The 22,940-nt window shown below is 64.7% G+C and carries 21 protein-coding genes and 1 tRNA gene; 5 read left to right on the plus strand and 17 right to left on the minus strand.

The annotated features are described in order from the left end of the window. The first annotated feature begins 193 nt into the window (after positions 1 to 193). On the plus strand, positions 194 to 2,959 hold the full coding sequence (gene polA, locus IPM18_11455; protein ID MBK9120201.1) for a DNA polymerase I: 2,766 nt from the start codon (positions 194 to 196) through the stop codon (positions 2,957 to 2,959). Between the two features lie 89 nt (positions 2,960 to 3,048). Here the strand turns inward: polA and IPM18_11460 are convergent, their stop codons facing one another. The 8 genes from IPM18_11460 to IPM18_11495 all read right to left on the minus strand — a co-directional run bounded on the left by IPM18_11460 (position 3,049) and on the right by IPM18_11495 (position 9,399). Continuing rightward, positions 3,049 to 4,677 carry a hypothetical protein gene (locus tag IPM18_11460; protein MBK9120202.1) on the minus strand — a complete coding sequence of 543 codons (1,629 nt, stop codon included), beginning with the start codon at positions 4,675 to 4,677 and terminating at the stop codon, positions 3,049 to 3,051. Positions 4,678 to 4,818: 141 nt separating this feature from the next. After that, positions 4,819 to 4,892: transfer RNA gene (locus IPM18_11465), tRNA-Arg, on the minus strand. A gap of 235 nt (positions 4,893 to 5,127) precedes the next feature. After that, positions 5,128 to 6,435, minus strand: a complete 1,308-nt coding sequence (locus IPM18_11470; GenBank protein ID MBK9120203.1) for a type II/IV secretion system protein — start codon at positions 6,433 to 6,435, stop codon at positions 5,128 to 5,130. A gap of 68 nt (positions 6,436 to 6,503) precedes the next feature. Beyond that, entirely contained in the window at positions 6,504 to 6,875 is a 372-nt protein-coding gene (locus tag IPM18_11475) for an STAS domain-containing protein (GenBank protein MBK9120204.1), read from the minus strand. Between the two features lie 308 nt (positions 6,876 to 7,183). Further along, positions 7,184 to 7,459, minus strand: coding sequence for a hypothetical protein (locus IPM18_11480; GenBank protein ID MBK9120205.1), 276 nt, complete (start codon positions 7,457 to 7,459; stop codon positions 7,184 to 7,186). Between the two features lie 537 nt (positions 7,460 to 7,996). Beyond that, positions 7,997 to 8,476: a PaaI family thioesterase gene (locus IPM18_11485; protein ID MBK9120206.1), complete on the minus strand. Its 480-nt coding sequence runs from the start codon at positions 8,474 to 8,476 to the stop codon at positions 7,997 to 7,999. Positions 8,477 to 8,486: 10 nt separating this feature from the next. Further along, positions 8,487 to 8,849: a hypothetical protein gene (locus tag IPM18_11490; GenBank protein MBK9120207.1), complete on the minus strand. Its 363-nt coding sequence runs from the start codon at positions 8,847 to 8,849 to the stop codon at positions 8,487 to 8,489. Beyond that, positions 8,794 to 9,399: a DUF134 domain-containing protein gene (locus IPM18_11495; GenBank protein MBK9120208.1), complete on the minus strand. Its 606-nt coding sequence runs from the start codon at positions 9,397 to 9,399 to the stop codon at positions 8,794 to 8,796. Before IPM18_11495 ends, IPM18_11490 begins: the two co-directional genes overlap by 56 nt. 321 nt (positions 9,400 to 9,720) lie before the next feature. On the opposite strand from IPM18_11495, the gene IPM18_11500 reads away from it, so the two are divergent. Together IPM18_11500 and IPM18_11505 are read left to right on the plus strand one after the other, a co-directional pair. Then, positions 9,721 to 10,542, plus strand: coding sequence for a prolyl oligopeptidase family serine peptidase (locus IPM18_11500; protein MBK9120209.1), 822 nt, complete (start codon positions 9,721 to 9,723; stop codon positions 10,540 to 10,542). Beyond that, positions 10,433 to 11,155, plus strand: coding sequence for a prolyl oligopeptidase family serine peptidase (locus IPM18_11505; protein ID MBK9120210.1), 723 nt, complete (start codon positions 10,433 to 10,435; stop codon positions 11,153 to 11,155). The genes IPM18_11500 and IPM18_11505 overlap by 110 nt, the downstream gene beginning before the upstream one ends. Positions 11,156 to 11,207: 52 nt before the next feature. Here IPM18_11505 and IPM18_11510 read toward each other — a convergent pair whose 3' ends face one another. Together IPM18_11510 and IPM18_11515 are read right to left on the minus strand one after the other, a co-directional pair. Further along, positions 11,208 to 11,438 (minus strand): hypothetical protein, encoded by a 231-nt coding sequence (locus IPM18_11510; GenBank protein ID MBK9120211.1) that lies wholly within the window; start codon positions 11,436 to 11,438, stop codon positions 11,208 to 11,210. 8 nt (positions 11,439 to 11,446) lie between these two features. Continuing rightward, positions 11,447 to 11,788 (minus strand): hypothetical protein, encoded by a 342-nt coding sequence (locus tag IPM18_11515; protein ID MBK9120212.1) that lies wholly within the window; start codon positions 11,786 to 11,788, stop codon positions 11,447 to 11,449. 46 nt (positions 11,789 to 11,834) lie between these two features. On the opposite strand from IPM18_11515, the gene IPM18_11520 reads away from it, so the two are divergent. Beyond that, the gene (locus IPM18_11520) at positions 11,835 to 12,032 is read left to right on the plus strand and encodes a hypothetical protein (GenBank protein MBK9120213.1); all 198 of its coding nucleotides are present in this window, start codon (positions 11,835 to 11,837) and stop codon (positions 12,030 to 12,032) included. On the opposite strand, the gene IPM18_11525 is transcribed toward IPM18_11520, so the two are convergent. Beyond that, positions 12,026 to 13,357, minus strand: a complete 1,332-nt coding sequence (locus IPM18_11525) for a hypothetical protein (protein MBK9120214.1) — start codon at positions 13,355 to 13,357, stop codon at positions 12,026 to 12,028. The genes IPM18_11520 and IPM18_11525 overlap by 7 nt on opposite strands. 129 nt (positions 13,358 to 13,486) lie before the next feature. Between IPM18_11525 and IPM18_11530 the strand changes: the two genes are divergently transcribed. Beyond that, entirely contained in the window at positions 13,487 to 14,365 is an 879-nt protein-coding gene (locus tag IPM18_11530; protein MBK9120215.1) for an SDR family oxidoreductase, read from the plus strand. A gap of 701 nt (positions 14,366 to 15,066) precedes the next feature. Here the strand turns inward: IPM18_11530 and IPM18_11535 are convergent. From IPM18_11535 to IPM18_11560, 6 genes are all read right to left on the minus strand, one after another. After that, complete coding sequence (locus IPM18_11535) at positions 15,067 to 16,326, minus strand: serine hydroxymethyltransferase (GenBank protein ID MBK9120216.1); 1,260 nt, start codon at positions 16,324 to 16,326, stop codon at positions 15,067 to 15,069. 48 nt (positions 16,327 to 16,374) lie between these two features. Further along, complete coding sequence (locus IPM18_11540) at positions 16,375 to 16,962, minus strand: hypothetical protein (GenBank protein ID MBK9120217.1); 588 nt, start codon at positions 16,960 to 16,962, stop codon at positions 16,375 to 16,377. 102 nt (positions 16,963 to 17,064) lie between these two features. Beyond that, positions 17,065 to 18,840, minus strand: coding sequence for a hypothetical protein (locus IPM18_11545; protein ID MBK9120218.1), 1,776 nt, complete (start codon positions 18,838 to 18,840; stop codon positions 17,065 to 17,067). Between the two features lie 186 nt (positions 18,841 to 19,026). Then, a complete protein-coding gene (locus tag IPM18_11550) occupies positions 19,027 to 19,761 on the minus strand; it encodes an SDR family oxidoreductase (GenBank protein ID MBK9120219.1) in 735 nt (244 codons plus the stop codon). Beyond that, positions 19,745 to 20,521 (minus strand): tRNA pseudouridine(38-40) synthase TruA, encoded by a 777-nt coding sequence (truA, locus tag IPM18_11555; protein MBK9120220.1) that lies wholly within the window; start codon positions 20,519 to 20,521, stop codon positions 19,745 to 19,747. The genes IPM18_11550 and truA overlap by 17 nt, the downstream gene beginning before the upstream one ends. 95 nt (positions 20,522 to 20,616) lie before the next feature. Beyond that, complete coding sequence (locus tag IPM18_11560) at positions 20,617 to 22,878, minus strand: polysaccharide biosynthesis tyrosine autokinase (protein MBK9120221.1); 2,262 nt, start codon at positions 22,876 to 22,878, stop codon at positions 20,617 to 20,619. Positions 22,879 to 22,940: the final 62 nt, after the last annotated feature.

The following is a 22,940-nucleotide window of genomic DNA, read 5'->3' on the forward strand; positions in this document are numbered from 1 at the left end:
CGGGGCGCACCAGGAGGATCATCGTCGAGCAGGCCCGCGCGCCCCGGTCCCGACCGATCCTTCGTGTTTGCTCGCAGGGTGAGCCGTTCGGGCACATCCTGCCGGAAGCATGCACCGTGATCAACATGGCAGGCAACCGGGGGGGGTTCTTCCCGCGTTCCCCCACGCCAGCCCGCCCGCGTATCATGCCGACATGCCGAAGACCCTCTACCTCATCGATGGCCACGCGCAGATCTACCGCGCATACTACGCCCCCTTTCACAACCTCACCTCGCCGACCGGTGAACCCACACGTGCCACCCATGTTTTCTTCCAGATGCTGCTCAATCTGCTGCGCGACCGACGGCCCGACTACCTTGCCATGGTACTCGACGCCGACGAGACCAAGCTTCAGCGCCGCGCGCTGTACCCGGCTTACAAGGCCCAGCGCGAGCCCTCCCCTGAGGATCTGCACCCGCAAGTTGCCCGCATCATCGAGATTCTGACCGCCGCCCGCGTGCCGCTGCTCCAACACGAGGGTTTCGAGGCGGATGACCTCATCGCCACACTCGTCGAACGTCTGGCCCACCCGGACCTCGAGATCGTAATCGTCAGCCGCGACAAGGATCTCGACCAGCTCCTGCGCCCCGGCGTTTGCCTCTATGACCCCATGAGTGACAAGACACTCACGGCCGAATCTCTCTTCGCCGAGAAGGGCTGGCATCCCCACCAGGCCATCGACGCTCAGACGCTGACCGGCGACACCACCGACAACGTGCCCGGTGTACGCGGCATCGGCCCCAAGAAAGCGGCTGCCCTGCTACAGAAGTATGGCACCGCCGCGGCGGTCATGGCACACGCCGATGAGTTGACACCCAAGCAGCGTGAAAACGTGCTCGCGTTCGCCCCACTCCTGGAGCGTACGCGCCAGCTTGTAACCCTCGTGCGCGACGTGCCGTTGGAGTTCGAATTGACGACTGCGGCGACCGCCTGCTTCGCGTGGAGTGCGGTGGCCACTCTCTTCTCCGAGCTCGGCTTTCGTCGCTTGCGGGAGCAGCTCCCGCACTCCTCTGATCCAGTCACTAGCCCCGCAGCCCAGTGCTTACCTGACGCTGCGAATACGCCTGAGACCATCGCGGACGCGACACCTGCTACCGAGCTGCGGCTGCCCGATGGCGGCGAGTACGTGCTGGTGAATACGCCGGAGCGTTTCGCGGGGTTGGTTGCCGCGCTGCGCGCCCAGCCGGAATTCGCCTTTGATACCGAGACAACGAGCATTCAACCCGTGGACTGCGACCTCGTCGGGCTGTCGTTCTCCTGGGAAGTCGGCCGTGGCTACTACGTCCCGGTGCGCAGCGTATACGGACCAGTCCTGCCGCAAGGCGAAGTCCTCGCGGCCCTGGCGCCGCTTTTTGCCGACGTACGGGTGCGGAAGGTCGGGCAGAACCTCAAGTACGACCTCAATGTACTGCGTGGTGCCGGTCTGTGCGTCGCCGGGCCACTTTTTGACACGATGATTGCCGCGTTCCTCTGCGATCCCGGCCGCCTGTCCTTCGGGATGGATCGGCTCGCCTTCGACCTGTTCGGCCATGCGATGATTCCGATCTCGGACTTGATCGGCAAGGGCCGTCAGCAGTTGCGAATGGATCAGGTGCCGCTCGAGCACATTGCTGAGTATGCCGCCGAAGATGCCGACTACACCTGGCGACTGCGCCAGCACTATGCTCCGCGCCTCGCGGTCGCCGGGGTAGCAGAGCTCTTTATCGACACCGAGATGCCACTTGTCCGTGTGCTGGCGGATATGGAGTGGGAAGGTGTCGCGCTGGACGTCCCCTTTCTGGAGGAACTCGCGCGTCGGTTGGCCGCCCGTGTCGAGGAGCTGGGCGACGAGGTGCATGCAGCCGCCGGACAAACGTTTAACCTCGACTCACCCAAGCAACTCGCAGAGGTGTTGTTCGACAAGCTGGGCTACCGCGTTGTGCGCATGACCAAGACTTCACGCTCGACCGATGCCGATACCCTTGAAATCCTGGGGCGCGAGAATCCCCAGGCGTCCATTTTCCCCTTGCTGCTGGAGTATCGCGAACTTCAGAAGCTGCGCGGAACCTATGTCGATGCCCTGCCGCGCTCCCGTGCCCAGCGAACCGGCCGTGTTCACACCAGCTATCACCAGACCGGGGCGGTGACAGGGCGCCTGAGCAGCAGCGAACCGAATCTTCAAAACATCCCGATCCGGACACCGCTGGGGCGCGAGGTGCGGCGCGCCTTCGTGCCGCGCACGCCGGAAGAACGGCTGATCGTCGCAGATTACTCGCAAGTTGAGCTACGCGTACTCGCCCATTTCAGCGGTGACGAGGCCTTGCGACAGGCGTTTGTGGAGGACCGCGACATCCACGCCGTTGTCGCCGCACAAGTGAACCACATCGCTCTGGAGGAGGTTACATCCGAACAGCGCAGCCGCGCGAAAGCCGTAAACTTCGGAATCGTATACGGCCAAACCGCCTTCGGACTGGCCCAGACAACCGGGATGGAACGAGGTGCGGCGCAGGCGTTCATCGATGCCTATTTCGCCCGCTATCCGCGCATCCGCGCCTTCATGGACGCGTGCATTGCCGATGCGAAGCGGGCCGGTGGTGTCCGGACACTGCTTGGACGCTGGCGGCCAATCGAAAACCTCGACTCGCGCAATCCGACCATCCGCGGGCAGGCCGAGCGTTTCGCTGTGAATACCGTGATACAGGGCTCCGCCGCCGACCTGATCAAGACGGCGATGTTGCGTTTGCACGAACGTATCGCGCGCGATGCGCTGCCCCTGCGCATGATGTTGCAGGTCCACGACGAACTGGTATGCGAAGCGTCCGCCGCCGCCGCCGAGCGGCTCGCCGGCGTGGTGCGTGAGGTCATGTCGGGGGCCCTGCCACTGAACGTCCCGCTGAAGGTGGATGTCGCATGCGGCAAGAACTGGCTCGAGGCGAAGTAGAGCACTGAGCGCGCGTCCCGCCTGTATTAGTGCAGGGCTGGACGTATGCGCCTCTGGCCTGAGTCCGCCGGTGCGGTTGAGGCGGCGCTTCAGGCGGGTGAAACAACGTCGAGGTGGAAGGCCGCGAAGTCGCGCAAGTCGATATCTTGGTCGAAATCGTAGTCGAAGGGGGCGCAAGGGTCTGGGTGCGGTCCGACGTCGGGTCCCGTCATGCAATCGCTCCAATGGGCGAAGTCGGCGGGGTTGACGGATTGATTGCAGTCGAAATCGCCAAGGCCGAATTCGAAAGCGCCCATGTCGATGCGGTTGCAGAGGATGCGGGCGTGGCCGTCGAAATCGGGCTCGTTGAAAGCGGGGACAGCGGCGGGATCGCCGGTATTGATGCAGGGCGAACCTGGTCGCAGTCGGAGATTGTCGAGCATGGGGTCGGCGCCCGTGTTGCCCGTGCCGGGCCATGAGTGGGTGATCGCAGAGTATGAAAGGGTGACCGATGCCGAGCCCGTGGTGACGATTTCGTTGCCACCGTTGGCGAGGATGGAGCTTATGAGCGTGGTGGTGCCGCTGCCGCTGTGGTGGAGGGCTCTGCCGACGTTAGCGTGCTGGCCGACGAATGTGCAGTTTTCGAGGGTGATGAGAGTGTCATCGGCCTGGGCGATGGCGCCGCCGTAACTGATGCCGGGGAGAGTGGCGTTGGCGACGTTGAGGTGGAAAACGCAGGATCGGAGGGTGAGTTGGGTAACGTCCTCGCAAAAGATCGCGCCGCCCAGGGCATCAAACCGGGAAAAGAGGGTATCAGCGCGATTCTGGCTGAAGAGGCAGCGGGCGAGGTTGACCTGGGTCCAGCCCCCGTTGGCTAGGGCGCCCCCCGCAGAAAGGGCGAGGTTGGCCGTAAACGAGCAGTCCATGATGTCAACGAAGCTTCCATAGTTCCGCATGGCGCCGGCGTAGCCCTGGGCGGAGTTGTTGCTGAAAGTGCAGTTGGCGAAGGTTGGCGGCGGGTCCCAGGTGGCGTTGTAGTTGTAGACGCCGCCACCGGAGCCGGAGGCGACATTCTGGGTGAAGGTGGTGCCGACGAAGCGAGGGAAGCCCTCGCCATTGAAGACGCCGGCGCCAAACACGGCATGGTTGTCGCGAAAGATGCAGCTTCGGATGGTCGGTGCGGCGGTGAAGAGAAGCATGCCGCCACCCTGGCGGTTGGCGCCAGATCCGTTGGCGTTGCCGCCGGTGATGGTGACAGACTGGATGACGGTGCTGCTGCTGACACCGCTGCCCACAAAGACGTGGTAACAGTTGTCGGAATCGAGGTTGGGGGTGCCGATGTCACCGGAGAGCGTGGTTGTGTGGATGGCCGCGTCGTTGAAGTCGGGGTTGGGAGCGCCGCAACCGGCGAATCCACCGGTGATGGTGACGCTGGGGAGGAGTGTGAAGGTGGCTTGGCGAGGGTCACCGAGCCCGGTGGGGTCGGGTCGGTAGACACCTGCGGCGATGCGGATTTCGGTCCCCGGGGTTGCGACGGCCAACGCCTGGTGGAGTTCGGTGAAGGCGTGGCACCAGTCGGACCCGTCGTGGGGTGCGTCGGTGGCGTGGGCGTCGACGTAGAGGATGTTGGGCACAGCGGCGGCGGGGACGGAAATAGCGAGCAGGTTTAGCAGCAGTGCCAGGAGGAATCGGGATTGGGGGCGATGGGTCGAGTGGGTTACGATCGAGGAGGGGTGCATGTCGGATCTTCTCGTCGACGATGGCGACGGCGGCCGGGATTGACCGTGCGCGCTCATGATCTCAGTGTAGCGTCACCGGGGAGTGTTCCCCAAATGGGAGTGGCGATGAGCGCGGCGGCGTCATCAGTGTTGGAAGGGAAACGTTCCCGGCGGGATTCGAACCCACAACCTTCGGCTCCGGAGGCCGACGCTCTATCCAGTTGAGCTACAGGAACTTCGCTCGCTCGGGGCGGCCTCCGCCGCACCGCGGAGAATCAGTCTACGCTCCCCTGCCGCTACGTCAAGCTGGAACCCCCGGAGACCCAACGCCAAGCCCCCCGGTATGCACGCCCCCGGCCGCGCAAATTTCAATTCGTCCGCCAACCGAACCTGCCAAGCCGAATGTGACACCACTGAAGGGGTATCGAAAAGACGGTCCGACCTGTGCAATGCGACCATCGTAATCGACAGCTATCTCTCGCCGGTCCACATCTCCGAGACACTCTGCATCAACTCCTCGATCGTGGTCAGGCCCCGCAACGCCGCCAACTTCCCCGCCTGAGCGATCGTCAGTAATTCGTTGGCCGCCGCCCAGTCATAGATCGTCCGCGCCGTGGCCCCCTGGCTGATCATCCGCCGGACATCGTCATCGGCCACCAGCACCTCGAAGATACCCGTGCGTCCCCGATACCCTGAGAAGCGGCAGTCTGCACACCCGCGCCCAAACGACAGCATCGGCCGCTCTCCGGGCTCCAGGTGCCGCAGCACATCGTCGAGCAGCGTAACGTCGGCCGTCTCTTCCAGCGTCACGGTACAACTTGGACAAAGCTTCCGCAGCAACGTCTGCGCCACGGCGCCACGGAACGACCGTGCCACGAAGTGCGGATGTGCCCCCAGTGCAATCAGACTCTCCAGCGCGGCCGCACAGTGAATCGCGTGTGTGGTCGCAAAGACCAGTCGCCCGCTGTTGGCGGCCCGCACTACTGCGTCCGCCGTCTCTGCGTCGCGCACCTCACCGATCATGATCACGTTAGGGTCCTGGCGCAGTACGCTCCGCACCAGCGTCGGGAAGTCCAGCCCGATCTTGCGGTTCACCTGCGCCTGATCCACGTGTGGCAGGTCGTACTCAACCGGGTTCTCCACGGTCACGATCTTGCGATGCTCCCCGGATAGCGCATTCAGCATCGCATACAGCGTCGTCGTCTTTCCCGCCCCGGTGGCACCCGTCACCAGGATCAAACCACTCGGCGACTGGATCAGGTCGTGCACCGCCCGCAGTTGCTCACCACTCAAACCGAGCTGTTCCAACTGTAGCCGCCCCGCGTCCCGATCCAGCAGCCGGATCGCCACCGCCTCGCCGTGGTTCGTCGGCAGTACTGAAACACGCAGGTCGATCGGCCGTCCGTCGATTCCGAGCGTGGCGTGGCCATCCTGCGGGCGCCGGCGATCGGCGACATCCAGCAGCGCCATGATCTTCACGTGATTCGTCAACCGCTGACCGAGTTCCGTCGGCAGCACCCCCTGCCGCCACAACCGCCCATCGATGCGCACCGCGATGTGCAGCCCGTCGGCCTGATTTGTCAGGTGGATGTCGCTCGCCTGCTCCCGCACGGCCGCCGTCCCCAGCCGGTCCCAAATGTCCGGACCGTCCAAGCCACGCATCATCAGCAAGGGGATATCGATCAAGCGTCCCGGCGAGGCCGGACGCCCATTCGCCGTTGGGGCGAGCGCCGGCACCAAGGATGACTGCGGGGTGGCAGTTGCGGTCATCGTCGTCATCGCACACCTACTCCCATGGGCGACCACATTGGTAGCACCGGGCGCAAACATGAACAGGCCGAAGTTGGTTACGGCAGCCGTGCCGCCAAGCGTGGCCGCGGCGATGGATTCGTGGACTCCCAGTTCGGCCCACGCCCCCGGAGTGTGGGCGCAGCGGCATCCTTTCCGGTTTCCGGCGGCGTACCTGCCAGCTCCGCACACGCACCAAGCACGGTTGGCCCGAGCAGCGCCAACCGGTCGAGTCCGACGGCTTCGAAAATACGTACGATTCGCGTCGGAACCTGTGCGAACGCAACAGCCAATCCCCGTGCCCGAGCCGTCTGGATCAGCAGGAACAGGGCTCCCACACCCGCCGAGCTGACAAAGTTCACCGCACCGAGATCCAAGATGATGCCCGCCGGCGTCGGTCGTTCCTGGAGCTGTCGTTCGACCTCCGGCACCAGCGTGGGCGCGGTCCTCCCAGCACAATTCACCCCGGCACACGATCAGGAAATAGCCGTCGGCCACATCCTGGAACTCGAATTTGGGGAGCCGCCTGCTGCATATCGCCTCCAGATCACCATGGGCACCCCCGCCGGCATGCTCGCGTTGGTGCTTCTACACTCAGCGGTACGCGACCGCGGTACTACCAGTATCGGTCGAGAGTGGGTGTTGCTGCGGCTGGGCGGCGGAATCGCGCCCGGTTACCGATAACGTTGCGTAAAAAGGGAATGTTGCACCGGCACAGCCCCGGTGCGAAAGTCCTCTGCTAGGCCCGCTCCGGCGCACTCCTGGGAACGGCCGCGGTCGAGCCATCTTCCATGACAGGTTCATCTGTAAGGCGGACAAGCGCAAGCACGGCTGTAAGGCCGGAACTGATCGAGAGGAGCAGTGGGAAGAGCGACACCGACCCCACGTCGAGCATGGCCACAGTTAAAATCGCCACCAGCAGAGTTAACGATAACCACAGCGAGCCGCGCAGCCCCCAGGCAACCCGCCGCCAGATCAGCATCGCCAAGCCGATATACACCAGTCCCGACAGCACTGTGAAACTGCTTACGGCAAAGAGCTCAATTCGCGGGGCTGATTACTTGTAAGGCGGTGCAAAATAACGGGCGCAAAGCCCCACGCCAGCAATGACACGCCGAAAACCAGCGCAGACATGTGGGCCAGAAAGATCGCATGGGCCAGTGGCAGCAAGGCTCGCGTGGGATCGCGCATCGCACCATACCTCCCACATCGTTTATCGAGCGCTCCGGTCGCGAACTTACGCCGCCTGCACGAATTCCGGACAATCCGCACATCGAAAGCGGGTACGGACGCAGTGCGTTCATGCTCCGTCTACACCCTTCGTAGCGTGTTCCTGCACCGTGGAGAGCAAGTCCGGTACTTACATTCACCTGGTTCGATTTCTTGGGGGTGTGGTGCCACCAGTCCCCCAAAACGCAATCTCACTCAAACGACCTGGTGCCCCCGCAGGAATCACCATGCAGTGGTGATCGACCCTGGCTGTGTACTTCAACACCGCTGGTACCGATAACCAGATCCGTTCCCAACACCGACCGGCGGCGCCTCCTCGGGGTCAGATCGGTGTGCACCCCTGCGCCGTGCTACCGTCCACCACCCCGTAGAAGCTCGCCTTCGCCGACGCACACAGCTCACGCTGTTGCCGCACCTCGCTCTCCAGAAAGTAGATCGGGGCACGACCGTCACATACCCACGCACGCACTTCCGCGCACTGATGAAGCAGCACCGGCCGGTGATACCGGATTTGCAGGCGTGCTGTGAATCCCCGCACACCCCGCGCGAAGAGGCAATGAGTCATCGCGGCGTCGAGTAGCGTTGCCACAATGCCACCGTGCAACCGATCAGGGTAACCTTGGTAGGCGGCGTCGCAGGCGAACTCTGCGACCACGAAACCGGCATCCTCAGCGACAAAGCGCAAACCCAATCCACCCGCCTCGATGTCTTTGCATGCGACACACGCCGGGTGACAACTCGCACTCGCGGCTGCCAGGATGTCCGACCCGGCCTGGTACGAAACTGGTTCTGAACTCATCATTACCGCCCGCTCATCCACTGTGCCGCCCGCAACCACTCCCACACGCCTTCGGCAAAGCGCCGGCTGCGTAAAGCTGCGCCGCCTCTTCGACCCCATCCACTCCGCAGACGTACGCATCAATATCGCGACCGGCCAAATCCACCACGAGCCGGGGTCCAAGCCCCCGCGTCACGAGTACGCGGCAGTCGCCCAGCGCAGTCAGCAGCGGTCCATGGGCATGATGCTCACCGGATCCGCCATGTTCATGCTCACCATGACACTCCCCCCGCGCGTGCGCCGTGAATGTGTTTTGCCGATACCCAATGCGTATCGCTGTGTTACCCATCAACTCGTAGACCACGAACCCAGCACACCTTCCCGTATGTTGTGCCACCCGCAATCCGTCGTCTGAGGCCACCGCGATTCTCATCCCTTTGTCTCCTGCACCACCCCGTCCGTAACCTCCCGACTTGTGCGCCCAACCGCGCGCGCCGTCGGCAGCGCCGGCCGTCGCCACCGCGGTGCGGTTCACGACCCGCATCCACGCGATGAATCTGGCTACTCTTGCAATGTGGACACTCGCCTGGCCACCCGGTCCCGAACGGAACCTCGAACCGGCCAGTACACGCCGCGCACTCGAACGTGCGCTCGGAGGCCGTCATCACAGCACCTCCTTGAATTACTAGCATCTTCGTCTCGCACAGCGCCGCAGCAACCTTGTGCCGCGCACGCTCCAGCACCCGCCCGAAGGTCGGACGCGAAATCCCCATCCGATCGGCCGCTGCTTCGTGATAGAGCCCCTCGAAATCCGCAAGTCGCAGCGCTTCCAGCTCGTCCAGCGCCAACTCGACCGTGTCCAGTTGGCGGCCTGGCACACCCGCCGGCTTGAACCGGCAGATGCTCGGCTGTTGTCCAATCAGTCGACATTTGTGGGGTCGCGACATGACCTGCATTCCTCATCCCTAATTATGGACATATGCTCATAATAAGTCAAGGTCGATTCCGGGCTGTCCTGATGCCCATCGCGGTGGGCAACTCTTCGCAGGCGCTCGCCGCTCTCGAACCGGCCCGCGCAGACCGCCTCCCAACCCCTCCGCTACAATGTCTGCCTGACTGAAGTCGCAATCCATCTGATTGGCTCACCTGCGGAGCACTGCATGTCTCGACAACCCGGCACGCATCCCGGGCGCGTATTCCACCCTGCCGCCGGCCTCCTGCTGGCGCTCCTGCCCGTCGCCTGTCACCAGCCGCGCCTGGAGCCCGCCATGCAGACCGTTGACGGCCACAGTTCCCAGCACTTCGAGCGCACCATCCAGAAAACGCTCGCGATGCAGTACCTGCTGTATTTCCCTCCCGACTACACCGCCGACGCAGGCCGCCGCTGGCCCCTGCTCGTCTTCCTGCATGGCTCAGGCGAGCGCGGCAACGACCTGCGACGAGCTGCTATCCACGGCCCGCCGAAACACATCGCCGCCGGCCGGCATTTCCCCTTCATCGTCGCCACCCCCCAGTGCCCTGCCGACCGCTGGTGGGACCACGAAGTCGTTTTTGCGCTCATCGACGAGTTGGTTCTGCGCCACCGCATCGATCCCGACCGCATTTATCTCACCGGCCTGAGTATGGGCGGCTTCGCCACCTGGGGAATGGCCATGGAGCGGCCGGATTACTTCGCGGCCATTGCCCCCGTCTGCGGCGGCGGGAACCGCCACCAGGCCACCCGCCTGAAGGACCTCCCCGTCTGGGCTTTCCACGGAGCAGAAGACATGGTGGTACCGCCGGAGCGCTCCCAGGAACTCGTCGAAGCCATCCGCGCCGCCGGCGGGCAGCCCCGCCTTACGATCTACCCCGGCGTCGGTCACAACAGTTGGGAGCCCGCCTACGACGACCCCACGCTCTACACGTGGCTACGTGCCCAGCGCCGCGGCCAGCCCCTGCCCCGGAGACTCACACACCATGACCCGCAGCCCCTCAAACCTCATGTGCACCTGGTTCGCGGCGAGTTGTGTTCTCGCTACGCTCATCGGCTGCGCGCCACGTACCCAACCCGGTCTGAACATCAATCAATTCACGGGCACATACACTCGTAAGGTCACGCTCGACTACCTGCTGTACCTGCCGAGCGACTATGTCGCCGACTGCTGCACCTATCGCCCGGTCATTGTGTTCCTGCACGGCGCCGGTGAGCGCGGCCACGATCTCGAACTCCTCAAGCAGACCGGCTTGCCCAAGCAGCTCGCCGCCGGCCGGGAGTTTCCATTCATCATCATCGCGCCGCAATGTCCGCCAGGTCAGTGGTGGCGGCCCGACGAGGTAATCGCCCTCCTCGACCACGTCCTGAACTGGGTGAATGGCGACCCTGACCGCATCTACCTCACTGGGCTCAGCATGGGGGGTACGGGGACATGGCTCACCGCGGCCGAGTACCCGGACCGCTTTGCGGCGATTGCCCCGATCTGCGGCCGCTCGCTGCCGATCCGGGCACCGGCCGTGAAGAACCTGCCGATCTGGGTCTTCCACGGTGATGCTGACACGGTGGTACCACTCGATCATTCACAGCAGCATGTGGAGCGCCTGCGTGCCGCCGGTGCAGAACAGGTCCGGTTCACGATCATCCCGGGAGGCCCCCACAACGTGTGGGACGATGTCTACGCGGGAGAAGATCTCTACGCATGGTTCCTGCAGCACCGCCGGAGCCCCTAGCTCTGCGCGACATCGCATTCAAACCGTTCGAGCAGGTGTTGGCACCCGCTTTCTAGGGCTGCGGGGAAGGTCGTGGCCAGAAACGCAGATTGCCCTTGCCGCTCGGGTCATGCTCTCCGCCGTGGTCAACGCCACTCTCGCCCAGGGCATACAGCTCGAAGCCGTTCTCCGTCAGCCGATAGCGAAAGGGCTGCTCCGTGAACGGATCCACTGCGAACCGCCCAACCTCGAGTGCTTCGAGCGAGTCCGGATAGACCCCGTAACGCTGTCGGTACGCTTGCACCTGCGAGATCAGGACCGTGGCGCGTCGTGGCCTCGCTCCGTGTGCGGATGGCATGCACACGGCCAATCGCCGGAATCAACGCGCAGCATCGGGTTGGTGCTGGTCTGGTGCGCCTCCACCTCGGCGATCAGCCCCGACCCCACCGGAAACGACTGGTCCAGCCCGGACTCGAGCGCTTCGTAGAAGCTCTCCGCCTCGCGCACCATGGCCTCATACTCCTCCGGCACCATCTCCTCCAGGAGTGCGGAACGCGTGGACAAGGCCGTGTCATCGTCAACCAGCGGTACGATGGCATCAATCACCTGGTAATCGGGAATGAATGCATCGCGCCCGACATCGTACTTCCACACCCGCTGGATCGTGTCGCGAAAGAACGCGCTCTCCCAGCAGCGCTAGTTGCCCCTGGCCCGCCCGCTCGGCCGTCGATACGAGTCGCTCCGCAACCGCCGTGTAATCGAAGGCGTCGCCGGTGTGCTCGTACAGGTCCAGGATGCTGCCATGAGCCAGCGACTGCATGGCCAATCCCACGAGGTCCTCGATCAACGTCGCACCGCCGCGCAGGTGCCCCCCTGCCGCCGCCGTGTCGATCAGTAACTCAGCGGCCTCGCCCGGGCGGCCTTCTGCCGCGAGTCGACGACTCTCGAAAACTGACAACCGGGCGAGTTGCCGCATGGGTGCCAGTTCCGGCAAAAGCACGCTGATAAGCATGCCGTCCTCGCTCTGACGCTGCCAACTCCGGCGGGTAACTGCGCGCCGGCCCGGAACATTTCCAGTGCCGCCGTGTTGGCATCCAGAAAGGACTGCATTTCCGGCAGAAAGAGCGCCTCATCCTCGCGCGCCGCGCGCTCGTAAAGCTCTGGATCGCCATTGTAGTCCTGATACGCGGCAATGGCCGCATTGTACAAGGGAGCGGCATCGGGCCCCGCGACCTGCCCGAGCTCGTTCATCCATGACACGTAGTCCACACGCTCGACAGGGTTCGGCCATGGCAGGGCCACACCATGGTGATAGGTCACAAGGGGTAGTTCTGCCTCCTGCGGTTCCACCGCGCTGCCGCTCTCCGTCACCACCGTATCCTCTTGTGCCAGTGGCTTGGACTCCAGGGTCGAAGCATCAGCGCCCACCGAATCGTCGACATCCTGCGTTTCGGTCTCTTCGCTTTCGGCAGACGCTTCCGCCAGCATGGCGGGATCCAACTCCGCTGTTTCCTGCACATCCGGACTCAGCGCCTGCTGAACTGCGGCAAGATCCTCCAGTGCCGGCGGCGCCAGGTCGGCCAGCCGCTCCCCGATGACGCCGTCGCCACCTCCCTCATCACCCCACGCTTGCGCATGCACGGCGGTCCCTGCTTCAACCGGCACGCCCCCGGCTGGCCGGTGGGCCAGCGACAAGGTCTCCAGTTCGATCCGAATCGTCCGCCCCCACTTCAGTCGAATCTCAAACACGCGCCCTTCGTCCACAAATCCGCAAGCCGCCCCGTCCAGCCACCGTAAGCCGTCTCCCTCTTTTCGCACGTGCTTCCAGTCCCCCTCTGCGAGCACGTCAGCTAGCAGGAAGTGCCGCAGCAGCGTCCCCCGCGGCCCGTAGATCACGATCGTGTGCCTTGCACCACCGGCCCCGTAGTCATCCAGCGTCACGATACAACGCCCGTCATCCCGCACGTACACGTGCTGCGGCGACACCACGTTGACCAACTCGCGCTCCCACACGCGCCGCCCCTGCCGGCTGCCTTCCCGCGTTTGCAGAAGCATCGCCCGACACGCCCGGCCATAGGTTCCCTCCCGGCCGGCATCCAGCCGCAACTGGAACTCCCCGTTCGTGCTCACCGCCTCGCGCGGCGGTCGTACTCGCTGTGCCTCCGCCACCCCGTTCACCAGCAGCGCCAGCAGAAGCGCTGCGACTCCAGTCCACGTTCGCATGCGCACTTCCTCACACCTCCCCGTAAGCACCGATCTCCGCTTTCAGATCAAGCCCGTGTATGGTACTACGGCAGGCGTTCGACAAAGTCGCATTCCCTTGCCACCGGGCGCCTCAGCGGAGTTTCCCTCATGAACGAGAGATGGCTCATTACCGGTGCCTCCGGGCAACTCGGCGGCCATGTGATCCTGCGCTGCCAAGCGCGATCGGCCACGGCTATTTGTACCATCGCTACCAGGGCCGTGACCGCTCCCGGAGATCTTGAAACTGAATCTGTGGATCTCGCAAACGAGTCCGAACTCGTGTCCTGTGTTCGCCGGTTCCATCCCAACTACCTCATTCATCTCGGGGCCATGACCAGCGTCGCTGACTGCCACACGCAACCTGTCCGAGCAGCGGTCATCAACACTTACGCAACCGCGATCCTCGCCGACATCACCGCGGAAATTGGTGCCCGGCTGGTATTCGCTTCGACCGACATGGTCTTCGACGGTGAGCACGCCCCTTACGACGAGGTCGCCACCCCCGCTCCGCTCAGCCACTACGGCCGCACCAAGGCCGCCGCCGAAACTGCACTATACGGAAGGCGGCATGTTGTAATCGTTCGTCTGCCGCTCATGTATGGCTGGCCCGCGACACCGCGCCGAACCACTTTCGTGCAGCAAATGGAGGCGCTCCGTGCCACTCAGCCCGTGCAACTTTTTGCGGACGAGTTCCGCACGCCCATCTGGCTGGGCGATGCCGCTACTGCACTGGTCGCGCTGGCCCGATCCGACTTCTCCGGCGTGATCCATTTACCCGGCCCGGAACGCCTGTCACGTTTCGAACTTGTTGCGCGCTGCGCCGCCATCCTCGGGCTTCACAACAAACAACTCATTCCTTGCTCGCGTCATGATGTCGCGAGCTCTGAGCCGCGCCCGGCGGACCTGTCGCTGCACAGCAACCTGCTCGCCAAGCATTTTCCGCAAGTGCTGCCCGGCCCCATTCGTCCGGTCGCTCTCGCGTCCTGACCAGCGATGCCACCGCTTGACCGCCCAGCTCGGCGCACTTGTCGGTTACGTCAGGTCGCGACGGGGGCGCGTGCTGTGACCCCGGGGTGGGAGCCGGTTGTGTTACAGGCGCCTGGGTCGGCGGTCCGCTCCGCTGGCGGTCGATCGTCTCCGTCGCCGCTGCCAGCGCTGGTCCGGTGCCGTCATCCCGCACACAAACCATGTGGCCGGAGATGAGATAACGATTGGGCCGCCCCCAGCCGCCAAGCAACTGCGCCCCCTCGCGCGCTCCTTCCATTCGGAAATGCACCCGCAGATGATCGCTGCCGTCCTGATACACTGCCGCGATTCCGCGCAGGGAATGGTAACGGGCACCGAAGCCACTGAGATCGGCCACTGCCCGCCAACTGTCGGCATGCAGCACATACTCACGTGCGCGGCCCGCCGGCAGGCCCTCCAGTCGCAGTGAGGCCAGCCACACGAACTTCAAGTCGGGGAAGAGAGGCACGGATTGTCGCCGTTCGGCCACGATCCACAGCCGCTCATGTTCATCAACCCACCAGGTCGCCCGATCCAGATCGAGACCCTGCGAGCGCGGTCCTGGGGGATCGATGGTGCGAAAATCGAGCGAGGCAAACTCAATCCGGCCGGAACCGCGACAGCCCAACAGCCCGACCAGCACCCAACCCACTACCAGCAGCCCTTGCCATCGGCCCACAATATCACGCGTGTGGCAGGGGGAAATGGGCGCACAGCGCCCGCACCTCTGCGGCCACGCGCGCTCGAATCTGCGCATCCTCGCCTGCGGACAGCACACGGTGCATGAAGTCCGCGACACAGCGCATCTCGGCCTCCTTCATGCCGCGCGTGGTCAGTGCGGGCGTGCCCAGGCGCAGCCCGCTGGTCTGCGTCGGCTTGCGCTCGTCAAAAGGCACCATGTTCTTGTTGCAGATGATGCCGGCCTCCTCCAGCCATGTTTCTGCCTGCTGCCCCGTGAGATCGGGATGGACAGCCCGCAAATCCACCAGCATCAGGTGATTGTCGGTACCGCCCGAGACCAGGCGATAGCCCCGCGCCCGCAGGGACTCTGCCAGGGCCTGCGCATTCGCCAGGATCTGCTGCTGATACTCCTTGAAATCCGGCCGCAACGCCTCTCCGAAGGCCACCGCCTTGGCGGTGATTGTGTGCATCAAGGGTCCGCCCTGGGTCCCGGGGAAAATCCACTTGTCCACCAGTTTCGCATCGGCCGCACTGCACAGGATCAGTCCCCCGCGCGGACCACGCAGCGTTTTATGCGTCGTTGTTGTCACAAAATCCGCGTGCGGCAGCGGTGAGGGGTGCAGCCCGGTCGCAACGAGCCCTGCAATGTGTGCAATATCTGCCATGAGCCGGGCACCCACTTCACGCGCCACTTCACCAAAGCCGGCGAAGTCGACTATGCGCGGGTAAGCCGAGGCGCCACAGATCATCAGCTTCGGCTTGTGCTCGTGCGCCAGCCGTCGAACCGTATCGATGCTCACACGCTCAGTCTCACGTTCGACTCCATATGACACGATGTGATAGAGCGCGCCGCTCAGGTTCACTTTCAGCCCGTGCGACAGGTGCCCGCCGTGCGAGAGGTCCAGCGAAAGCACGGTGTCCCCCGGTTGGAGCACGGCCATATACACAGCCGTGTTCGCCTGGGCCCCCGAGTGCGGTTGCACGTTCGCATGCTCAGCACCGAAGAGCTGACAAGCCCGTTGCCGGGCCAGTTCCTCGACGGCATCCATGTTGACGCAACCGCCGTAGTAGCGTTTACCCGGGTAACCCTCGGCGTACTTGTTGGTGAAGACCGAACCGTTCGCCTGACGTACTGCCACCGAGACGTGATTCTCGGACGCGATCAGCTCCAGGGTGTGTTGCTGACGCTCTTCCTCTTGGTGAATGATCTCGGCGATCCGCGGATCCACCTCGGCCAGCGGCTGTGACAAGTGTGTTTGCATGCGGGATCCTTCTTCAGGCACGGCGCCGGGGAGCACCCCCGGAAGTCACTACTCCACCCCGGGCACTTCCGTCCCGGTTTCAACCCCAGTCTCAACCACCGGCGCAAAGTACGTGCGCAACTCATCGAGCAGCGCTCGTTCGAGTTCGGCATCCCGCCGAACGAATGTCCACACCGCGTTTTGGCTGACTGTGGTCGCGGCATCGTCGTCGATCGGTGTGAGTTGCCCGGGAGAATCGCCCAGGCGATGCGCCCGTGGCTGCATGGCAGCTTGTCGTTCCGTGTCTCGCCGCTCGACGTCGATACGCAGCCAGGCCACTGTCTGCCCCGCGCTGCGCCCCACGACGCACGTGGCACGCCGCCGCATGACCGAACGCCCGCGATACAGATCCCGGGCGGTGCCACTCTCGCGGGCCGTGACATACTCCACCGGCGCGGTTTCCACCCGCCCGCGTTCCCGATCCACGGCGACGCGCCCGAACTCCCGCTTCAGCAGCAGGCCCACGGCTTCGACGACTTCACTCGGGGTGGCCTCGGGAATGGTCCGCTGTCGCATCTCAGCGACGCGGTCACCTCCGGCGCAGCCAGATAGACAACTGAGCACCAGACACGAACAGCACCATCCGAAACGGGTCATGCTCTATCCTTCGCAGAAGCTCGTACCGGACAGCCGCTCACAGCACCAGATGCGGTACACCCGCGGGCCCCCGAATCCACACGTGCCACCGCTGCACTCAATTTACTCGTCGCTGGGTGGCACATCGACGGCCTCCACCGGCGTGTATACCGAGGTTTCGGGTTGCGACTCGGCGGGGAGCGCACTGCGCGGCAAAGGCACAGTCGCACCACGCTCCAGCAGACCGGGGTACCGCGCGATCACGGCACTCGCCCGTGGATGGCGCGCCGCTTGCCGCAGGTTCTCAAGCCCGCGCGCCCCATCACCGGAATGATACTCCAGGTAGCCCAGCAGGAAACGGAGCTCCGGATCTTCGCGCGCTTCAAGCGAGTTCATCAGCGCCGCCCGCCGGATGTCCACGATCTCACCACCTCCCATGAGCGCCTTCAGGTCCAACCGGCTCAGCAACAATCCCGCCACGCCGCCCGGATACCGGTCTGCCAGGTCGATCGCCCGTACCAGTGTCGTGGCTGCCGACCAGTAGTGTCCTTGTGCCAGGTATGCGTGCCCTTGCCCAAGCAGCGGCAGCGGATTCCCTGGATCGAGCACGGCGGCCGCTCCGAAACGCTCGGCCGCCTCCACATAGCGACCCAGTTCCATCGATGCTTCCGCACGGAGCAGTTCGTCATTCACCTGTGAGGCCCCACGCCCGGTCATCGTGCGAACCGGCTGTGCCAGGATCTGAGTCGCGAACTCACCGCCGTTAAGTGTGGCCGCTTCACCCGCCACTTCCTGTAACACCGGATCATCACGGACAGCCGCCTGAATCTGGTCGAACCAGGTCGCCTGTGGATCGACCGCAAGCGCCGAGGCCATCCGCAGATCGTTGAACACATCGAAGCCCGGCACGATTCGTGGGTCGATCTGCGGCGCGGCTGGCAGCAACCCAGCCAAAGCCGGCGACGGCTGCATTCCAGCCGGTGCCTCCGTCAGCAGGCCTGCACCTGCGACGTCACTGGCCGGTGCCCATACGACACCAGGCAATCCCGTCCCCACCCCGGAAGCATCGGCCGCGCTGTAGAGATTGGAGCGTAACAGCGTTCCGACCGGTTGCGCGAGCGTATCGAGTGCGGAGAGTCCGTAGCCCGTTCCAACCGTGTCACGGCCCGTTAGGCGCGCCAGTTCAGCGGCCCGGTCCACATTGACCTGGGGCCCGGCGATGTCAAATTGAGGGGGCGGTGGGATCGGCGTCTGTAGACTCATCCCAGACAGCGGGCCCCGCCGGTCATAGGGCGTGGCCCCGGTTGCCGGGCCGGTCGGTCCGGCCGGGGCTCGCAATCCGATTGCAGCAGACTCTCCCAGGCCTGGCAACCGCGCGCGCAGATCGGCGCGATCACGCGATCCGCCGACAAGGCCGGCTCCACTCACGTACCCGCTTTGGAGCAGACCCACACTCGGAACCGTGCCACTGGCATCGAAGTATGGCTGGCTGTACGTGCCTACGCCGAGTGGAGTGGACAGTGGACTTACCGAGTCACGCCGGAAGTTGGAGAGCGCGCTACTCCCCAGAGGCGCGCGAAATGCCGTCGGCGACGAGATGCCCGAAGGGGAACGCAGCGACATCCCGCGCCCCGCGAGGCCGCTTGCGTACAGGTTTCCACCCATCAATGACGCGCCTGGCCGCGCCATGTTGTAGCCGCTGCCACCCAGCGCCGGGTTGGCATCGAACATGCGGCCGGTCTGGCCCGTGCCGAAGTTCGCCCGCATGTCCACCGGCCCCTGGGCACGGGCCGTCGGCGTCGCCCACCCGAGCGCGAGCACCGTGGTACACCAGGCGAAAGTGAGCACCGGACGCAGATGCGGTTGCACAGAACTGCACACGGGTTTGTCATACCACATGATGGCACCTCATCAACCGGCCGTGTCGCCGGTAACGGCTCCGGTCGGGAAAAGGATCGGGTCGTGTTTCCCGTCCTCGACGGCCCGTCCGAAGCGACCTACGGATTATATCGGATGCCGTCTCCTCATGACCCCTGCCGGTCATGAGCATGGAATCTCTGACTGTCCGTACCCCCGTGCCGTACATCAGCGAATGTGCCGCCCCCCGTCCACCGGCAGAATTGCGCCCGTGATGTAATCGCCATCCGCCAGCAGAAAATGAACCGCCGCCGCGATGTCGGCTGGCGACCCCGCGCGGCCCAAAGGCACCCGCCGCAGGAGGCGGGCCCGCAGCGCCTCGTCATAGTGCTCAGGCCACTCCGCCACGCCCGGCGCCACCCCCACCACGTTGACCTCAGGTGCAAAGGAGCGTGCCAGCACCTGGGTCAGCGTATCCAGACCACCCTTGGATACGATATATGCGAGATAATCCGGCCATGGCCGTTGAGTAGCGACGTCACACAAATTCACGATGCGCCCCTGCGCTGCTCGTAACGCTGCCCGAGCAGCAAACGCCAGCGCCATCGGCGCGGTCAGGTTCACACGCATCGTCCGCTCCCACGCATCCCACCGGAACTCGTCGAGCGTCATCTTTTCGAAACTGGATGCGTTATTTACCAGCACATCCAAGCGCTGAAACCTTGCCAGTACCGTGCCCACCAGGTCTTCCGGCCCGCTCACTGTGGCCAGGTCGGCCTCAAACGCTTCCGCCAGTACCCCCTGTGCGCGACAGGCCGCGACGACCTCCAGTGCGGCATCGGCCGATCTGTGGTAATGCACCGCGACGTGACACCCGGCCGTGGCCAGCCGCTCGGCGATTGCCCGGCCGACCCGGCGCGCGGCCCCCGTGACAAGCACAACCCGCTCACGCAGTTCCATCATCGCACTCCCATGGCAGGGCACACCGAATCCATTGCAGACACAACCCGTGCGCCGGAGCCGTCGGCCCGGCCAGTGCCCGGTCGCGCCGTGCGAAGATCTCCGCCACACGCTCGACAGGCCAGTGCCCGCGCCCGATCTCGATCAAGGTCCCCACCATGTTGCGCACCTGGTTGTAGAGGAAGCCATCACCTTCGACGTCACAATGCAGTTCACTGCCTACCCGCTGGATTCTAAAACGCCACACCGTGCGAACAGTAGTCGCCCGTGGCGCCCCCGCGGAGGCAAAACCCGCAAAGTCATGCGTACCCTCGCAGGCCCGCGCTGCGGCTCGCAAACGCTCCTCGTCGAGAGGAACCCACACATGCCAGGTATGCCCTTGGACGAGATCTTCCACGGGCCGCCGTGCTCCGTGAAACACGCGGTAGCGGTAGAGCTTGTGCCGCGCGCACAGCGACAGGTTGAATGCCTCGGGTACCGTGCGAACCGCGACCAGCGCCACGTCCGTCGGCAGGTGGTGCCCGATCGCTGCGGCCAGACGTTCCACGGGGATCGGTGTCGAAGTGCGCACCGTGGCCAGTTGGCCACGGGCATGCACCCCCGCATCGGTTCGGCTCGCCCCGCGCACATCCACCGGATGTCGCAGCACGCGGCGCAGCACGTCCTCCACCGCGCCCTGCACCGTACGCTGTCCGGGCTGACGCTGCCAGCCGTGGAAACCTGTGCCATCGTAGGCCAACCGCAGGAGTAAATGCCGATCCATCGGAGCGATGGTAGCGGCCGGCGGCGCAGCGCAGCAAACAGGGCGGCCAACCAGACCGCCCTGTCACCCTCTCCGTGCCTGGAACTGGAGGCAGTTTACTCGGGCTTGCCGCCCTCGATCTCCCGCTTCTCACCAGGCAGTGCCTGCGGCACGACCTCATCGCTGGTGTAATCGTAGAACTCGCGGTACTGCTGCCGGAAGTACCCACCCGGCCGCGCCCGCACACCGTTCAGCACTCCGCCGATGACACGGGCACCGATCCGCTGGAACTGGTCCCGCGCCCGGCGCAAGGCGCCGCGCGAGCCGCCCCCGGCCCGCGCCACGATAATGACGGCATCCGCCTGTGCCGCCAGCAGCAGCGCATCGCTGATCAGCAGGCACGGCGGACCATCCAGCAGGATGCGGTCATAAGTCTTCTTGGCGTTCGCCAGCAACTCGCGCATCGCTGCGGATCCGAGCAACTCGGCCGGGTTCGGGGGCATCGGCCCCGGCGAGAGCACGTCGAGGTTGGCGAGACTTGTCCGGGAAATGACCTCGGCCGGCGTATTGCGCCCGACCAGGATGTTGCTCAATCCGTCGCCGCGCATGTTCTCAAAGGCATTCCGCAAGCCGGGACGCCGGAAATTGCAGTCGATTAACAGGACCCGCTGGTTACCCTGTGCGAAGGTAACCGCGAGGTTGGCCGCCACGGCCGTCTTGCCTTCTTCCGGCCGCGCGCTGGTGATGAGCAGGACCCGCTGCGAATCGAGCGGACCGCTGAAGACCAGGTGCGCGCGAATCTGGCGGAAGCTTTCCGCAACCAGCGACTGCGGCGCCTTGCGGGTCGCCTGCTCAATTGCGTCCACGACGGTGTCGCTTTCGTCATCATCCAGCAGCGGTACGCTCCCGAGCACGGAAATGTGCCCGTACCGCGCGATGTCCACCGGGGTGCGGATCGACTGGTCCGTCAGTTCACGCAGGAATGCCAAGCCCACCGAAATCAGCAGCGCCAGCACAAAGCCGCCGCCGAGGAAAACCAGGTAGTTCGGTCGCGACGGGCGCAACGGTGCCCGCGGTGCCAGAACCGACTCCAGCAACCCACGGCTGCGGTCCGCCTCGAGCGTACTGGATGCGTCCGTCACTTGCCGCTGCACCGCCTCGAGCTGGTTCGAAAGGCGCTGCTCCTCATTCTTGAGATTGTCGAATTCGCGAATCGCGGCATCCAGTTCCCGCAATGTGGATTCGGCTTCGGCGAGCTGATCCGTCAGTGAAAGAAACATGTTCTGCACACGGGCCAGCTCGGTCTCCATCGACTCGACCTGCCGCGTCTGGTAATCGTCCACCAGCTCCTGTCGGCGCGCGGTCTCCTTGGAGAAGAACTCGTCGCGCTGCGTCTTGAGCCGCAGCATGTCGCGGTGCTCCTCGCCGATCGAATGCTGCCGCAGGACTTCGATCTGGATGTCCAGGGCCTCGACCTGCTGCCGGTAGTAGCGCAACGTCGGGTCAGCTTCGATGAACAGCCGCACCTCGGCGGACATGAGGTTGCGCGGCGTCACGCTGCGGTAATACTCGAGTTGTGCCTCGACATCCGCACGCCGGGCCCGCAGCTCGGCCATGGTGTTGTTGAGCACCGCGATGGTCTGCGTCGTGGTGGTACTCTGCGATTCCAGTGCGGGCATGTCCTGTCGATCGCGCACTTCCGCCTGCCGCTGGCGCAAACTCCGCAGTTGTGTCTCCAGAGCCACTTCCTGGGCCCGCAGGGCCTGCAGGCGGCCCTGCCCGCTGACGCCTTCCTCCGACTGTCGACGGCTCACATATTCGCGCACGATCGTGTTCGCGATATCGCGCGCTTCGCGCGGACTCGACACGGTGACTGCGACGCGCACCAGCATGGTGTCACGCAGCGGGGCCGCCGACAGGGCCTTCTGCAGCCCGAGCAGCGCCTCGTCGAACTTCTCCTCCCCGTACCACTTGAAGAACTCCGTCTCGCGAATCTCCGGCATGGTGAGCACCTGCTGCAGCAGCACCGGGCTGCGCAGGTCCGCCGCGATCGTGGCGAGCTGCGCCTGCACGTAATCGCGCGGCAACTGCTCATCCCGGATCGATCCCTGCCGTCCCGGCGGCACCAGGCGAATGCCCGCGTCACTGGTGTAGGCCGGCGCAAACCGCGCGATGGCGAACGTCGCCCCCACCGCCAGCCCGTACAGTACGACGAAGAGCAGCACGATCATCAGGCGCCGCTGCTTCAGGATGCGCAGCACATCACGCCCGGTGATGCCGCTCGTCGGTTCGCCGACCGCGACACTCACCGGACCCGGCAACGCTGCCATACCCGCACTGCCCGGCAATACGCCCGCCGCCTGCGGTTGTTCCGCCATGCTCATCACGCACCTCTTACTCAGAGTCGCGGACCCGGGGCCCGCGCCAACGACTGCCCGAT

This window comes from Phycisphaerales bacterium (genome assembly GCA_016716475.1).
Taxonomy (GTDB): Bacteria; Planctomycetota; Phycisphaerae; order UBA1845; family Fen-1342; genus JADJWG01.

Excerpts from the sequence above, each read along its gene's own strand:
- IPM18_11535 (MBK9120216.1), bottom strand. The coding sequence starts at position 16,326 with ATGCAAACACACTTGTCACAGCCGCTGGCCGAGGTGGATCCGCGGATC.
- IPM18_11545 (MBK9120218.1), bottom strand. The coding sequence starts at position 18,840 with ATGTGGTATGACAAACCCGTGTGCAGTTCTGTGCAACCGCATCTGCGT.
- IPM18_11495 (MBK9120208.1), bottom strand. The coding sequence starts at position 9,399 with ATGTCGCGACCCCACAAATGTCGACTGATTGGACAACAGCCGAGCATC.
- IPM18_11525 (MBK9120214.1), bottom strand. The coding sequence starts at position 13,357 with ATGCGAACGTGGACTGGAGTCGCAGCGCTTCTGCTGGCGCTGCTGGTG.
- IPM18_11470 (MBK9120203.1), bottom strand. The coding sequence starts at position 6,435 with ATGACGACGATGACCGCAACTGCCACCCCGCAGTCATCCTTGGTGCCG.
- IPM18_11550 (MBK9120219.1), bottom strand. The coding sequence starts at position 19,761 with ATGATGGAACTGCGTGAGCGGGTTGTGCTTGTCACGGGGGCCGCGCGC.
- polA (MBK9120201.1), top strand. The coding sequence starts at position 194 with ATGCCGAAGACCCTCTACCTCATCGATGGCCACGCGCAGATCTACCGC.
- IPM18_11560 (MBK9120221.1), bottom strand. The coding sequence starts at position 22,878 with ATGGCGGAACAACCGCAGGCGGCGGGCGTATTGCCGGGCAGTGCGGGT.
- IPM18_11485 (MBK9120206.1), bottom strand. The coding sequence starts at position 8,476 with ATGATGAGTTCAGAACCAGTTTCGTACCAGGCCGGGTCGGACATCCTG.
- IPM18_11460 (MBK9120202.1), bottom strand. The coding sequence starts at position 4,677 with ATGCACCCCTCCTCGATCGTAACCCACTCGACCCATCGCCCCCAATCC.
- IPM18_11540 (MBK9120217.1), bottom strand. The coding sequence starts at position 16,962 with ATGACCCGTTTCGGATGGTGCTGTTCGTGTCTGGTGCTCAGTTGTCTA.
- IPM18_11500 (MBK9120209.1), top strand. The coding sequence starts at position 9,721 with ATGCAGACCGTTGACGGCCACAGTTCCCAGCACTTCGAGCGCACCATC.
- IPM18_11530 (MBK9120215.1), top strand. The coding sequence starts at position 13,487 with ATGAACGAGAGATGGCTCATTACCGGTGCCTCCGGGCAACTCGGCGGC.
- truA (MBK9120220.1), bottom strand. The coding sequence starts at position 20,521 with ATGGATCGGCATTTACTCCTGCGGTTGGCCTACGATGGCACAGGTTTC.
- IPM18_11505 (MBK9120210.1), top strand. The coding sequence starts at position 10,433 with ATGTGCACCTGGTTCGCGGCGAGTTGTGTTCTCGCTACGCTCATCGGC.